The organism is Waltera intestinalis, assembly GCF_009695995.1.
Taxonomy (GTDB): Bacteria; Bacillota; Clostridia; order Lachnospirales; family Lachnospiraceae; genus Acetatifactor; species Acetatifactor intestinalis.
Window position 1 is genome coordinate 44,450 of record NZ_VUMU01000014.1, and the last position, 14,410, is coordinate 58,859.

The window sequence follows — 14,410 nt, forward strand, 5'->3', positions numbered from 1 at the left end:
ATAACTCTTATAACTTTTCCAGTATTTTCTCTGTAATGCTTACTGCATCCAGTCCGATCTCTTTTTTCAAAAGATCAACATTTCCGTGCTCCACATAAGCATCCGGAATTCCCACCATAACACACTTGATCTGCCTGTCATGATCATTCAGGCAGGTCAGCACCTTTTCCCCGAAGCCTCCGCTTAACACATTTTCCTCCATGGTCACGATCATGTCATGATCCTCACAAGCAGACAACACCGCTTCCTCATCAATGGGTTTGATGAATCTGGCATTGATAATACTTGCCCGATAACCTTTTTCATGCAGCAGTGCCTGTACTTCTTCCGCAGTCTTCACCATACTGCCTACGGCGAACAGTGCAATGCCGCCCTCTCTCACGATCCACTCCGCCTTCCCCAGTTCAATGGGTGCACGGTATTCAGCAAGGCCCGCATAAGCGGTACCTCTGGGATAGCGCACCGCAATGGGTGCTTCCAGTGCCACTGCGAATTTCATCATATCCGACAGCTCCCACTTGTTTTTCGGTGCACAGATGTGCATATTGGGAATACCGGACAGATACGTATAATCGAAAATTCCCTGATGTGTCTCTCCGTCACTGCCTACCAGGCCGGCACGGTCTATGGCAAATACCACCGGCAGATTCTGAATGCATACATCATGAAGGATCTGGTCATATGCTCTCTGTAAAAAAGAAGAATATACCGCAACGATCGGCTTCATGCCGCCTGCCGCCAATCCGGCCGCAAACGTAACCGCATGCTCCTCCGCAATACCAACATCAAAAAAACGGTCAGGATACATATTCCGGAAGCGCTTCAGTCCGGTACCGTCCGGCATGGCTGCCGTAATGGCCACCACCCGTTCATCCCGCTGCCCCAGCTTGCACATTACCGTAGAAAATACATCTGTATAATTCGCTACTGTCCGGGGGTGGGACGGGATTCCGGTCTCAATATCAAAAGGTTCTGCCCCATGAAATCTGGCAGGGTGTTTCTCTGCCGGTCCGTACCCCTTGCCCTTCTGGGTCAGTACATGGATCAGCACCGCACCCTTGACTCTTTTGGCTTCCTCGATGACTTTGATCAGTCCCTCGATATCATGTCCATCCACAGGGCCTAAATAAGTCACTCCCATGTCCTCAAAAAACATACCGGGGATCACCAGCTGCTTAAAGCTGCTCTTGGCACGACGCAGGCGATTTACAATACCGTCTCCGCCCGGCTTACTCTTCAGGGCATTATAGATTCCTTCCTTCAGATCAAGATAGCCGGTTGCTGTACGGATATTATTCAGATATTTGGACACACCACCTACATTTTCGGAGATGGACATATTGTTATCATTGAGGATAACGATAAAATTGGTCTCCAGCTTTGCAGCATTATTCAATGCTTCGTATGCCATGCCTCCGGTAAGGGATCCGTCACCGATCACAGATACAATGGTCGTCTTCTCCCCTTTGAGATCTCTGGCTTTTACCAGTCCCAGTCCTGCCGATATAGAAGTCGAGCTGTGTCCGGTATCAAATGCATCATAACTGCTTTCTTTTCGTTTGGGGAACCCACTCATGCCATGAAACTGGCGTAAGACATCGAAGCCGTCCTTGCGGCCCGTTAAAATTTTATGAGTATAAGACTGATGACCGACATCCCAGATGATCTTGTCTTCCGGAAGATTCAGAGCCAGGTGAAGTGCCATGGTCAGTTCCACAGCCCCCAGGTTGGATCCCAGATGTCCTCCGGTCACACTGATCTTCTGAATCAGGAACTGCCGGATTTCCTCCGCCAGTTCCCCATAGTCCGATTTATCTATCTTTTTAATATCATTTGCTTTTTCGATTTTATCCAGTAACATTCGCTTTTCCTCTGCTATTTTGTTCTGTGGACCAGATGCAGCAACAGTTCCTTCAGGAATTCATGTTCTCCCGAGAAACCATCCAAAACCGCTACCGCTTCCCCGGTAAGCCGTTCCACTTCCCTGCCGGATTCCTCCAGTCCGTGTAATGTCACATAGGTCTGCTTATGATTCTGTGCATCGCTGCCGGTGGCTTTGCCAAGCTCCCTGCTGTCTCCTATCACATCCAGAATATCGTCCTGGATCTGAAATGCGATGCCGACATTGTAGGCACACAGCTCCAGAGCTGCGATCTCCTCGTCCGTGGCTCCTGCCAGTGTGGCACCGATGGTCATTGCCGACTGGATCAGGGCTGCCGTTTTGTTGGCATGAATGAACAGGATCTGCTCTGTAGTCAGGGGTGTGGTCTGTTCCTCCGCCTCAATATCTGCATTCTGTCCGCCGATCATGCCGTAGATCCCCGCCTTACGGGCTAAAATATTCAGTGCCGCAGCTACTCTCGGATAATTCTCGTCCACCGTTTTTCCCGCGGCGTATGCCGGAAAAGCGCGGAATGCAGTCTCAAAGGCATAGTTGAGCAGTCCGTCACCCGCTAACACTCCCATACCGTCGCCATATACAGACCAGGTGGTCTTGCGTCCTCTACGATATTCATCATTGTCCATGGCCGGAAGATCATCGTGCACCAGCGAATAAGTATGGATCATCTCAATGGCTGCCATGAAAGGCTCTATGATATCATCCTCACCACCCAACATCCGGTATGTTTCCTGCATCAGCATGGGGCGCAGGCGCTTTCCGCCTGCCATGAGACTGTAATTCATGGCTTCAATGACCGTTTTCTGATATCCTTCCTCTGCCGGAAGATATTGTTTCAAAAGATCCTCTATTGCTGTCGTTCTCTTCTGTAATTCCTGTCTGAATATCGTTTCTTCCATGTCAATGCCGTCCTTCCTCTTCCTGCCGGTATATTTACTGCGGATCCAGAGGTTCCAGTCCGCCTTCTTCATTCAGTTTCATAACCTGTTTTTCCACCCGGTCGATCTGTTCATTGCATTGCTTCAGGACATTCATTCCCTTACTGTATGCCGTAAACGCATCCTCCAGAGAGATATCCTCTGCTTCCAGCTGTTCGATCAGCTCCTCCAGTTCGGAAAAATTTTCTTCCAGACTGCGTTGTTCCTGTTCTTCTGCTTTCTTTTTTCCTGCCAAAATTAATACCTCCGTCCATGGTCCTCTTCCCTGGATCACACGGTGAATCTGTCTCCCTGTTGCACCTGTTCCACTTTGGTATCGATCACGCCATCACTTACCCGGATCCGCAGGCTGTCGCCTTCATGCACCTGCGTCACGGAACGGATATTTTTCCCATCCGCAGCTTCCACATACGAGAAACCACTGTTCAACTTCTCTAACGGCGAGACTGCCTTCATTCGTTCAATATAAAGTGCCAGGGTGTGTCTGCGGTCCCGCAGGATCGTCTGCATCCGGTTCTCTAACCGTTCTTCCAGCTGTATGCTGTAAGTCCGCTTCTCACGGATGCGGTTGGCCGGGCTTAAATATTTCAAGCGCATCTCCCGCTGTTCTGCCTGCTGTCTCTTACGCTGCAGCACCCTGTCCATCTGCCGGTACAGCCTCTCCTGTCTGCTCAGGATCTCCTGATCGATGTCGTTTGCTGCCGTCACCGCCAGTTCTGCAGCTGCGGACGGTGTCGGTGCCCTCAGATCCGCAACGTAGTCAATGATCGTGGTATCTGTTTCATGTCCCACCGCGGAAATGATGGGAACCGTACAGTCAAATACTGCCTGTGCCACCATTCTCTCATTAAATGCCCACAGATCCTCGATCGATCCGCCGCCGCGTCCCACGATCATGACATCCACGCCCTGTCTCTCCAGTGCACGGATTCCGTTCACGATTGACGGAGCCGCAGAAGCTCCCTGTACCAGTGCCGGATACAGAATGATCTGTACATAAGGATTACGCCTGGTGGCGATCTGTATGATATCCCGCACCGCCGCACCGGTATCCGCCGTCACCACACCAAGGGTGTGAATGTATTTGGGGATTGGCTGCTTATATTCCGGAGCGAACATGCCCTCTTCCGCCAGTTCCCGTTTTAAGTGTTCGTATTTTTCATACAGGGCACCGGCACCGTCTAAGGTTATTTCCTTCACATACAGCTGATATCTGCCGTCCCGCTCAAAAACGCTCACCGAGCCTTTCGCGATCACCTGCTGCCCTTCCGTCAGACGGAAATCAAGTCCTCTGCGGTCTCCCGCGAACATAATACAGTTCAGGGCACTTGCGGAATCCTTTAACGTAAAATAAATATGTCCAGAGGGATGGTATTTACAGTTGCTTACCTCACCTTTTACAAACACCGTCTGTAAAAAGTAATCCTGCGTGAACATATTTTTGATATAAGTATTCAGTTGTCGTACGCTGACTACATTTTGTATTCTACTCACCGGACTTCATAATCTTGGCAAGGATCGCATTGACGAATCCGCCGGAGCTCTCCTGACCGTATTTTTTGGCGATCTCCACCGCCTCGTTAATTGCTACCCCGTCCGGGATATCGTCATCATAACGCAGCTCATACGCACCCAGACGTAACACTGCGAGTTCTACCTTTCCCACACGGGTGGTATCCCAGCCTTCGGTATTCTCATTCAACAGTTTATCCAGTTCCGGGATCTTGTCCTTAATCTTCTCAAAACGGGCTGCAATGGCATCCGCATCCTGCCAGGAAGGAACTTCCTCATTATTCTCGCGGAACAATGCAAGCTGTTCCGGCATATCTTCCGGTGAATGAAACTCCACACGGAATAAAAGCTTAAAAACCTGTTCTCTCTGCTCGTGTCTTCCCATAATATCTTCCTGTAATTCCTCTTATTTGTCCTTCTTCATGTTCACACCGGCAATACGGATGTTCACATCAGAGCAGGTCAGTCCCGTCATATTCTCAATGGCGTTTTTCACCTTCTGCTGTACTGCCTGACAGGTTGCGGGAATATTGTATCCGTATTCCATGGTCACTGCCAGATCTACCGTTACGTTCTTGTCCTGAACCTCTACTTTTACGCCCTTGGTCAGATTCTTCACACCGACTTTGCTCATCAGTTCGTTGGTAATGTTGCCGGCCATTGCGCTGACGCCATCCACCTCGGTCGTTGCCAGAGATGCGATCATAGCCACTACATCATCTGCGATCTGTACAGTACCGATGCTTTCATCTTCTTTTAATACCAGGTTCTTTTTATCTATTTCTCTTTCCATGATATATGTTCCTCCTGATTATCTGTAAATCTATGAAAAACTATTTGTATCTATTCTACCAAAGATTCATTCATTTGTCACCCAAAAAGTCAAGGATAATTGTTTCCCGTTCTGTGCATAAGAGATCGTACTGTTGCTGTCCGGAATGTAAGAGAATATCTCCTGTTCATCGATCAACACCCGGCAGATTTCCCGGTAACAGGTCTCATCCGCACATTTCAGCGTAATATCCGTTCTGCCCATTTCTCTGGCTGCATCAAAGATCCTCTGCAGCTGTTCCCTGTTATATTCCGTAAAATAATTGCCCTCACGGACATAATAATTAGCCTCCATAGCCGTACATTCCGGCATGGCCACCACGCCCTCGATCCGGTGTGTACGAAGAATATCCTCCGTTGTGACACACAGATAATCATAATTGATCTCCGACAATCCCTCCTGTTCGCTGCCATCCTCCATGCGATAGGAAGCATCTCCCCATGTAGTATCCACATAATAATAATCTCCGTCCACCCTGACCAGATTCCAGGCATGCGCCTCTCCGGTATCCACGGTTCCCTGCACCAGCGTACACATAACTCCCAGATGGTTCAACAGATATTGCGTCGCTTTGGCATATCCCTGGCAGACAGACGCTCCTTCCAGGAATACGGAGCAGATATTCTGGTTGTCCGGGGCATTCAGATCATAGTCCGTCGCAAAAATGATCTGCTCGTACACTGCCTTTACTTTTTCATACTCGCTTTTATCCTCACCGATTCCACGTATCCAGTCCGCCGTTATTTTCCGGATCTGTTCCGCCCGGACTATTGCTTCCTCTTCCGTCAGCTCATAGCTTCCTGCGAAATCAATTCCAACCGTTTTTTCTCCTCTGGAATATTTCGTATAGGTATATCCTGTGGCATAAAAAATCTCCGGATGATCGATCATCACACACTGGAAGATTTTATCGATGTCCTGCTCATCCAGTCCCTGCTCCAGGGGATCCGTGGACAGTTTGACCGTGCCTTCCATCTCTCCCAGTGCCTGTTCGATCTCCAGATACCAGATCTGTTCCGAAGCTTCCAGACTCTCATATGCAAAACGAGAGCCTCCCTCCTCCAGGAGGGAAAAGCTCTCTGTATTTTCGGTTTCTGCGGACGTTGGATCCTCTTCCTGCATGGGCAGATTATCGATCTGTTCCTCGGGCAATACGATGGTCTGCGGCACTTCCGACAGAATCTCCTGTGAAGAGCACCCTGTCAGAAGAACTGTCATGAGAATTCCGGCAAATATTTTTTTCATCTCCCGCATTCTGTTCCCCCTACACACTTTACTGTTTTCTGATCAATTCCTGCCAAACTCTGTCAGTACCAGCCCCTTATTGCGATCCAGGGTCATACCGATACTCCAGGAATTCACAAACAGAAGCAAAGGATTGCCTTTCATGTCTTTGACCTTCTTCATATCTGAGGTACCGGACAGCTTGGCCAGATCGATCTCGTCCTTATTCTCGATCCAGCGGATATGCTCATAAGGCAGATTCTCCAGACGGATCTCCACATTATATTCGTTCTCCAGACGATATTTCAAGACATCAAACTGCAGCACGCCGACTACACCTACGATGATCTCTTCCAGACCGGTATTGAACTCCTGGAAGATCTGAATGGCACCTTCCTGCGCGATCTGTTCCACACCCTTGACGAACTGTTTTCTCTTCATGGTATCCACCTGACGTACTCTGGCAAAATGCTCCGGTGCGAAAGTGGGAATTCCTTCGTACTGGAACTTTTCCTTGGGCATACACAGGGTATCACCGATGGAGAAGATACCGGGATCGAACACACCGATAATATCTCCGGCATAGGCCTCGTTTAAGATTTTTCGCTCATCCGCCATAATCTGCTGGGGCTGGGACAGACGCATGACTTTATTACCCTGTACATGGCGTACCTCCATGTTGGCATCGAATTTACCGGAACAGATACGCATGAATGCAATACGGTCTCTGTGAGCCTTGTTCATATTGGCCTGAATCTTGAATACAAAGGCACTGAACTCATGCTCCGTAGGATTGATCAGACCAATGTCTGCCTTTCTGGGCAGCGGAGTGGTGGTCATCTTCAGAAAATGTTTCAGGAATATCTCCACACCGAAATTCGTCAGTGCGGAACCAAAGCATACCGGAGTCAGATTACCTTTCTGTACCTCATCCAGGTCAAACTCCGCGCTGGCACCATCCAACAGTTCCACCTCTCCCAACAGCTTGTCCGCCGCATCTTCTCCGATGAGTTCTTTCAAATGTTCCTCATCCTGTATGGGAATCTCTATGGAAGTTCCCTCTTTCGTACCCTTCTCCGTATCGGAGTAAGCGATCACACACTTTTTCTCACGGTCGTATACACCCTGGAATCCCTTGCCGGAGCCGATGGGCCAATTGATCGGACAGGTAGCGATTCCCAGCTCTTTTTCAATATCATCCAGCAGTTCAAAGGTATCTAACGCCTCACGATCCATCTTGTTGATGAACGTAAAAATAGGAATCTTGCGCATAACGCAGACCTTAAACAGCTTTCTCGTCTGCGCCTCGACACCCTTGGACGCATCGATGACCATGACTGCGGAGTCCGCTGCCATAAGAGTACGATAAGTATCCTCCGAGAAATCCTGATGTCCCGGGGTATCCAGAATATTAATACAATAACCGTCATACTCGAACTGTAATACGGAAGAAGTAACAGAGATACCTCTGTCCTTCTCGATCTGCATCCAGTCGGATACAGCATGTCTTGCGGTTGCCTTACCTTTTACACTTCCCGCCAGGTTAATGGCTCCTCCGTAGAGCAGGAACTTTTCTGTCAGGGTCGTCTTACCGGCATCCGGGTGAGAGATAATGGCAAAGGTCCGGCGACGATTGATCTCTTCTGTATAATTACTCACTATTATAGTCCTCCAAATATATCAAAAATCTGTGTAACCATTCAGCACGGAAGTCCCTTCAAATTCCGGTTGGATCCCGAAATAGTCCAGTACCGTCGCACCAATATCGGAAAAGGCAGACCGGGTTCCGCGATTGCCGGGAACCACCGGTGCTCCGTACATGAGAAACGGTGTGTACTCTCTGGTATGATCCGTAGTCTTCGTATAGGCGGGATCGCAGCCGTGATCCGCCGTGATCATCAGAATATCCTCCGGTCTCATATGTGCCTGGATCTCCGGCAGCTTCTCATCAAAATATGCCAGTGCCTTCGCATAACCGTCCACATCTCTTCTATGACCGTAGAGCATGTCATAATCCACCAGGTTAATAAAACACAGTCCTTCAAAATCCTTATCCAGATATTCCAGTGTCCGCTGAATTCCCTCTGCATTGCCGGAAGTATAGACATGCTCGGTAATCCCCTTGCCCACGAAAATATCCTGGATCTTGCCTACTGCAATGACATCCTTTCCTGCAGCCTTCAGCTGATCCAGCATGGTAACTGCGGGCGGCAGCAGAGAGAAATCATGTCTCCTGGGAGTACGGGTGTAATGTCCGCTCTCACCTACAAAAGGTCTGGCAATGACACGACCCACGCCGTGTTCTCCCTGTAATATCTGTCTGGCAATACGACAATAATCGTATAACTGTTCCACAGGAACCACATCCTCATGTGCAGCGATCTGAAATACGCTGTCTGCCGAAGTATATACGATCAGCTTGCCGGTGCGTACGTGTTCATCCCCATAATCCGCAATGACCTGGGTGCCGGAATAAGGTTTATTACACAGAATATCTCTTCCGGTGCGAAGCCGGAACTCTTCCAGAACCTCCTCCGGGAAACCGTTGGGATACGTAGGCAGAGGCTTTGGCGAATAGATACCGGCAATCTCCCAGTGTCCTATGGTCGTATCCTTTCCTCTCGAACGTTCCGTCATACGGGCATAAGCCGCTGTGGGATGTTCGGTTTTCTCTCCCACTCCCACACCATCGATCTGAAATAATCCCATATCCCGCATATGTTCCATATGGAAATACGGACTTTTGGATACACTTCTTAGCGTATTTACATTGATATCGCCGTAAGCTTCGGCATCCGGCATTTCACCGATACCGAAGCTGTCCAGTACAATTAAAAAGACTCTCTTCATCATTTTTCCTTTTTCTTTTCCGGGTTATTATGATACCTTCCAGATTGTTCCGTGCTTCGCACTCTCTCAATCTGAACCACATTCACAATCCGCTCATTTTCTTTGAAAATGGCTACTTGCTCATGTGGTACGGGTTCCTAATCCTAAAAGTCTCCTGCAAGCAAGCTTGCGTAGACTTTTGGCTTGTAACCCTTGGTATCATAACATAAATTCTTTCCTATGTACACAAAAATATCACTGTACAATGGTGCTGATAACAATATTTTCCGCCGCAATATCCGTCTTTCTTTTTACAATATCTTCAATCTGCGCTCTCTGTGCATCGGACAGTTCCGCTGCATTGATCACCACATCCACGGCATCCCCGTTGATGCTGACCACGGCTTCCTGAAATCCTTTTGCCTGCAGAAGCACTTCTGCTGCCGCTTCTTTTTCCGCAATATCCGTCATGCGCACCATGCTGTCCACCGCCTCCTGTTTCTGCGCATCACTCAGTTCCGTACTGTTAATGATCTCCAGCAGTGTCTCCTTGTTGCGGGCTCTGGTCTGTTCCTTGGAAAGTCTGGCAGCAGACAGCACTTCCACACCACTTGTTCCGGTCAGCACTGCTTCCCCAGGGATCTCTCCTTCCTCCGGTGTTGCTTCCGCCACCTGCATATCTTCCTCCAGATAATCCTCCATTACAATATCCATATCGGAATCCAGACTTTCCATATCGGTAACGATATCCGTGGAGTCCACCGCACTTAATGTATCCGCATCATCCGCCGCCAGATACTCCTTTTCCAGGTTGGTCCCCGCAAACTGCAGATAACCTGCAATGGCTATCATAATGGCAAGTGCGGTAATCATAAGCTGATTTTTCTTGATTAAGTTTTTCACTGCGTTCCCCTTTTCCAAAGGCCTGTATCTGCCTTCTTGATTTTATACTCTATTGTATGTACCCCTTTCGCCGGATATGTTTCCCGCTCTTTATTTTTCCAACACCTTGATCCTGTGCGCTTCCACTCCGAACAGTGCCTGGATGATCTGCGTGATCTCACCGGCCATATTGCCCTTCCCCGCGCCTTCCGCTACGACCAGTATCCCCTCCACTTTCGGTGTAATGGTCTTCACGACAAAAGGATCCCCTCCCGTATCCTCCCGGTATATCGTCCGGTACTCTGTATTAGAGGTATTTACCGTCCTGGCTCCTCCGGCAGCATCCTGTTCCTCGGTATTGGACCGTTCTGCCGTCATATCTTTTTCCACGATCTTCTCCTCCGAAGATTCCAGTGTGACCATGACCTCGACCTCCCCCAGTCCCCGTACCGCTTCCAGCATCTTTTTTAACTTTTCTTCAAGATATGCCGCATATTCTTCCGTACTGCCGGCGGTCACTGTCTGTGTGGATGCCGTTAGCTCTTCCAGCATCGCCGCTGCATTTTCCTTCTCCTGCCCCTTTCCGCTGTCTTCCTTTTTTACCGGCAGTGCAATGACGAACAACAGGACTCCCAGTAGGACCAGCAGCAACAGATTATCTCTGCTAAACCATTTTTTTCCCAATAATTTTTCCATCATTTTCCATCCTCTTTCTACCGGATTTTTATTTCTGTTTCCTCTATTTCCGGGATTTCCACCCGGATCTTCACCGGGTCCGAAGCGTCCGGAGGTTCCGTTTCTTCCGTTACTTCCGCCGCAGTATCTGTGACCGCCTGTATCTCATCTTCTGTCTGTTCTGTCTGCACAGCCGCCTGTTCCAATACGGTCCGGATTTCCTCTGCGAACTCCGCCGCCTGCACGCCGGTGCCTGCGATTTCATCCCCTCCCAGCACCGTCAAAAGCGGCTGCAATAACTGGATCAGAAGCATGACCGACAACAAAAGTTTTAAATATTTTTCATAGGACTCTCTGGGTCTGAAATGTATCAATGTCTGCGCACAGATCAGGAAAATCCCCACTTGTCCGATCACATGATATAACCACTGCATTTTCTATATCCCCCTGCTGCCGATCGCCAGAAGCGCCAATGTGACCATAAACAACAGCAGCGCCGTTCCCACGGTACGGAACAAAAGCATCATGGCATTTCCCATACGATCCGTGCAATTGGTAATTCTTTTATCACTGACGATTCCCATAAATGCCGTGGCACATTTGATAAATCCTGCTGTAAACAAAATCTGTAATAAGGGAACCGCACACCCTGCCACCAGCAGTAACAGTAACAATACTCCTACACTATTCCGGATCACAACTGCCGATCCCAGCGCCAGCTTCAGAACCCCATCCGCAGCATTTCCGATCCCCGGCAGTACCGAGACAGCCTTCTCCACTGCAGAATTTTTCAAGGAATCCACCACCGGTGTGATCAGCGACTGGAACAGACTGATTCCTGTGACCACACCCAGGGAAGCCTTCAGGATCCATCCGATCAGCTTTTCCAGTAAATCTGCCAAAAGTGCCAGTTTTTCCTCTACCCAGATTCCGTTGATCATCGTCAGCAGACAATAGCTGTAAATCAGCGGGAGCACCACTCCCAGAAGAATTTTCTCCGTGCCGTAGATCAACAATAACATAAGCTGGTACCCGGCTCCCACCGTAACCGGTCCCGAAGCCACGCCTACGGTCAACAGAAAGGTCGGCACCATCAGCCGGACAAAAAGTACTATATTCTCCACCGTTTCTCTGGCCGTTTCCAATACTCCCGAAAAACATTGCAGAAGAATCACACCCATTAACAGATAGATAAAATAAAAACTCAGATCGGCGATCTGGTGTTTATCAAATACTTCCACAAAATGAATCAGCAATGCCGACAGAATCCCCAGTACAATCAACCAGATCAATATATTTCTGATACTGGTGGCGGAATTGCTCATTTCCCGTATGACTTCTTTCAACAGACACCCCACCGCCCCCAGAATATCTCCCTGCAGGATCTGTGTCATCAGATCTGTCACAGAGATTCGAAAAGTCGGGAACAGCTTCTGCATTCCCTTTTCCAATTCCTCTATCCCATATTCCTGCCACATCGTATCCATCTGTCTCCGCGCTCCTACATCATACTGTAGATCTGCCGGATCACCGACAGGAGGATCGGCAGGCCCGCAAACAGCACCGACAGCTTCCCCAGGATTTCAAGCTGATCCGAGACAGACGAGAATCCTGCATCCTTGCAGATACCGGCACTGAATTCACACAGATAAGTAATCCCCACCACCTTCATCAGAATCCCAAGGTATCCCTTAGAATCTCCGAGATATTGCTGCAATCCCCGAAACTCTTCCAACAAACTTTCCGCCATCCGGCACACAAAAGAAAATACCAGAATACTCAGTGCGAAACCGATCAGTAATGCATATTCCGGTCTCTGCTGCCTGAATTGAATAGCAAACAATACTCCGGCAATTCCCAACAATGCAATTTTGATGATCTCTGCCATTTTTCCTCCTAAAACGAGAACAGGGTCTGCACGGTATCGAACAGATCATAAATATAAGGAACAATCCAGCTGAGGACCAGAATCAGTCCCGCCAGACTTATCAGAAAAGCGTGTTCCTCCCTGCCGCTGTGTTTCAGGATCTGACTGAGTATCGTCACCAGGATCCCTACCGCTGCTATTTTAAAGATCAGTCCTATTTCCATCTTTCCCCGTCCTTTTTTGTCCTGTTTTTTATCTTTCAGAGCAACAGGAGCACCAAAAACATCCCACTCATAGCACCCAGTCCTACCGCCAGCCGACATTTCTGCGTAATTTCCCGCTGTTGTGCTGTGGCTGTCCGCTCCAATCCCTCTTTGGACAATTCCATCGCCCGAATCTGCATGGTCTCATCCGCATACCCTTCTTTTCCCGCAAAAATCAGGAATTGATCGATTTCTTCTTTTTTTAACGGCAACGCTTCCAACTGCCTGCGAAAACTGTCTCCGGCGATTTCCAGGAAACCGGTCCCTCCCGCCTCTGCGTATTCCCGATATACCCTGTTACAGATCTCTCCCAGCCGGTCTTCCCGCTGTCTGCCGATCTGTCTGCATCCTTCCGGCAGTGTAGATCTGTTATAACGGATCTCACTGATCCACTGATCCAGAAGACAGATCAGTTCCCTGGTCATATGTAACCTCATCAAAAACTGCCCGCGATACCACATACCCAACCCCAGGCAGCCGCAGAGGATCATCCCCCCTCCAAGCATCTGCATTCCATCCGCCCCCTCCCTTTCAAGATCACAATGCGGGCAAACATTTCTCTCATATATTCTCCACCCAGACGTCTGGCTGCATCCTCTTCCCCTGCCCCATGCACCGTAGCCAGTAGGCTGCAGCCGCCGGATGCGGCCATGTGAAGCACTCTCAGATCCTGTTCTTCCCCCAGTTCATCCACAGCAATCACCTGCGGTGACATTGACCGTAATAACAATAACATCCCCAAAGCTTTCGGGCAGGCATCCAGCACATCCGTCCGCATACCCAGATCGTTCTGGGGTCTCCCCCGGTAAGACCCGGCCAGCTCCGAGCGCTCATCTACCACTCCTACCCGAAGTCCCGGTCCGTAAGCATTGCCGTCGGACAACTGCCGGATCAGATCCCGGAGCAACGTAGTCTTACCGAATCCCGGCGGTGATACGATCAGCGTATTTTGAAATCGTCCCGCTTTATAAAGCTCCGGAAGTATTTTATCTGCGACACCCCTGATTTCATGAGCTACGCGGATATTTACAAAGGATATATTTTTCAGTGTCCGCAGACTGTTCTCATTTTCCAGCACAGCCTGTCCGCTTAAACCAATCCTGTGTCCCCCTTCCACCGTCAAAAATCCCTGTCTGATCTCATCCGCGTAGGCGTAGACGGAGTCCTGACACAAATAGGCGATCAGGTCCCGGATCTCCGTCTCCGTCACGGAGTATGCCCCATATGGTTCCTCCCGCCAGATTCCGCTATGATCCAGAAAAAAATCTCCCCGGGAAGTCTCAATGATCACCGGCCTGTCCACCCGGAGCCTGATCTCACATACCTCCTGTGCTTTGTCCGCGGTCACTTTCCAAAAATCTCTTCTCTTTTGCGGAAAGATCCGAAGCAGGCTGTCCATATTTCACCTCCCATAGCAAATCGGTGCTTTTCCCCGCATCCCGGCTGATATTTCTTATTCGATGTTTCCCATGATTCCATGTATCGTGT

The 14,410-nt window shown here is 49.2% G+C and carries 17 protein-coding genes; all 17 read right to left on the bottom strand.

The window, feature by feature from the left end:
- Positions 1–7: 7 nt before the first annotated feature.
- Positions 8–1,861 (bottom strand): 1-deoxy-D-xylulose-5-phosphate synthase, encoded by a 1,854-nt coding sequence (dxs, locus tag FYJ59_RS10850; RefSeq protein ID WP_154497097.1) that lies wholly within the window; start codon positions 1,859–1,861, stop codon positions 8–10.
- Positions 1,862–1,875: 14 nt separating this feature from the next.
- On the bottom strand, positions 1,876–2,799 hold the full coding sequence (locus tag FYJ59_RS10855) for a polyprenyl synthetase family protein (RefSeq protein WP_118547026.1): 924 nt from the start codon (positions 2,797–2,799) through the stop codon (positions 1,876–1,878).
- A 34-nt stretch (positions 2,800–2,833) separates the two neighbouring features.
- Positions 2,834–3,073 carry an exodeoxyribonuclease VII small subunit gene (gene xseB, locus FYJ59_RS10860; RefSeq protein WP_022153004.1) on the bottom strand — a complete coding sequence of 80 codons (240 nt, stop codon included), beginning with the start codon at positions 3,071–3,073 and terminating at the stop codon, positions 2,834–2,836.
- A 35-nt stretch (positions 3,074–3,108) separates the two neighbouring features.
- Complete coding sequence (gene xseA, locus FYJ59_RS10865) at positions 3,109–4,323, bottom strand: exodeoxyribonuclease VII large subunit (RefSeq protein WP_328597234.1); 1,215 nt, start codon at positions 4,321–4,323, stop codon at positions 3,109–3,111.
- Position 4,324: 1 nt separating this feature from the next.
- Positions 4,325–4,735 carry a transcription antitermination factor NusB gene (gene nusB, locus FYJ59_RS10870; protein ID WP_022153006.1) on the bottom strand — a complete coding sequence of 137 codons (411 nt, stop codon included), beginning with the start codon at positions 4,733–4,735 and terminating at the stop codon, positions 4,325–4,327.
- Between the two features lie 21 nt (positions 4,736–4,756).
- Positions 4,757–5,143, bottom strand: a complete 387-nt coding sequence (locus FYJ59_RS10875) for an Asp23/Gls24 family envelope stress response protein (protein ID WP_022153007.1) — start codon at positions 5,141–5,143, stop codon at positions 4,757–4,759.
- 66 nt (positions 5,144–5,209) lie between these two features.
- Positions 5,210–6,436 (bottom strand): membrane lipoprotein lipid attachment site-containing protein, encoded by a 1,227-nt coding sequence (locus tag FYJ59_RS10880; protein ID WP_154497101.1) that lies wholly within the window; start codon positions 6,434–6,436, stop codon positions 5,210–5,212.
- 33 nt (positions 6,437–6,469) lie between these two features.
- Positions 6,470–8,065, bottom strand: a complete 1,596-nt coding sequence (locus FYJ59_RS10885; RefSeq protein ID WP_118547011.1) for a peptide chain release factor 3 — start codon at positions 8,063–8,065, stop codon at positions 6,470–6,472.
- 21 nt (positions 8,066–8,086) lie between these two features.
- Positions 8,087–9,256: a phosphopentomutase gene (locus tag FYJ59_RS10890; RefSeq protein WP_154497207.1), complete on the bottom strand. Its 1,170-nt coding sequence runs from the start codon at positions 9,254–9,256 to the stop codon at positions 8,087–8,089.
- Between the two features lie 234 nt (positions 9,257–9,490).
- A complete protein-coding gene (locus FYJ59_RS10895; protein ID WP_118547025.1) occupies positions 9,491–10,138 on the bottom strand; it encodes a SpoIIIAH-like family protein in 648 nt (215 codons plus the stop codon).
- Positions 10,139–10,228: 90 nt separating this feature from the next.
- Positions 10,229–10,816, bottom strand: a complete 588-nt coding sequence (locus FYJ59_RS10900; RefSeq protein WP_154497106.1) for a stage III sporulation protein AG — start codon at positions 10,814–10,816, stop codon at positions 10,229–10,231.
- 14 nt (positions 10,817–10,830) lie between these two features.
- On the bottom strand, positions 10,831–11,226 hold the full coding sequence (locus FYJ59_RS10905; protein ID WP_154497112.1) for a stage III sporulation protein AF: 396 nt from the start codon (positions 11,224–11,226) through the stop codon (positions 10,831–10,833).
- A 3-nt stretch (positions 11,227–11,229) separates the two neighbouring features.
- Positions 11,230–12,279 (bottom strand): stage III sporulation protein AE, encoded by a 1,050-nt coding sequence (locus tag FYJ59_RS10910; RefSeq protein ID WP_154497119.1) that lies wholly within the window; start codon positions 12,277–12,279, stop codon positions 11,230–11,232.
- Between the two features lie 14 nt (positions 12,280–12,293).
- On the bottom strand, positions 12,294–12,680 hold the full coding sequence (locus tag FYJ59_RS10915; RefSeq protein WP_154497125.1) for a SpoIIIAC/SpoIIIAD family protein: 387 nt from the start codon (positions 12,678–12,680) through the stop codon (positions 12,294–12,296).
- An 8-nt stretch (positions 12,681–12,688) separates the two neighbouring features.
- Complete coding sequence (gene spoIIIAC, locus FYJ59_RS10920) at positions 12,689–12,883, bottom strand: stage III sporulation protein AC (protein ID WP_154497137.1); 195 nt, start codon at positions 12,881–12,883, stop codon at positions 12,689–12,691.
- Positions 12,884–12,918: 35 nt separating this feature from the next.
- On the bottom strand, positions 12,919–13,434 hold the full coding sequence (locus FYJ59_RS10925) for a stage III sporulation protein AB (RefSeq protein WP_154497140.1): 516 nt from the start codon (positions 13,432–13,434) through the stop codon (positions 12,919–12,921).
- Positions 13,410–14,321, bottom strand: coding sequence for a stage III sporulation protein AA (gene spoIIIAA, locus FYJ59_RS10930; RefSeq protein ID WP_022153018.1), 912 nt, complete (start codon positions 14,319–14,321; stop codon positions 13,410–13,412). The genes FYJ59_RS10925 and spoIIIAA overlap by 25 nt, the downstream gene beginning before the upstream one ends.
- Positions 14,322–14,410 lie beyond the last annotated feature (89 nt).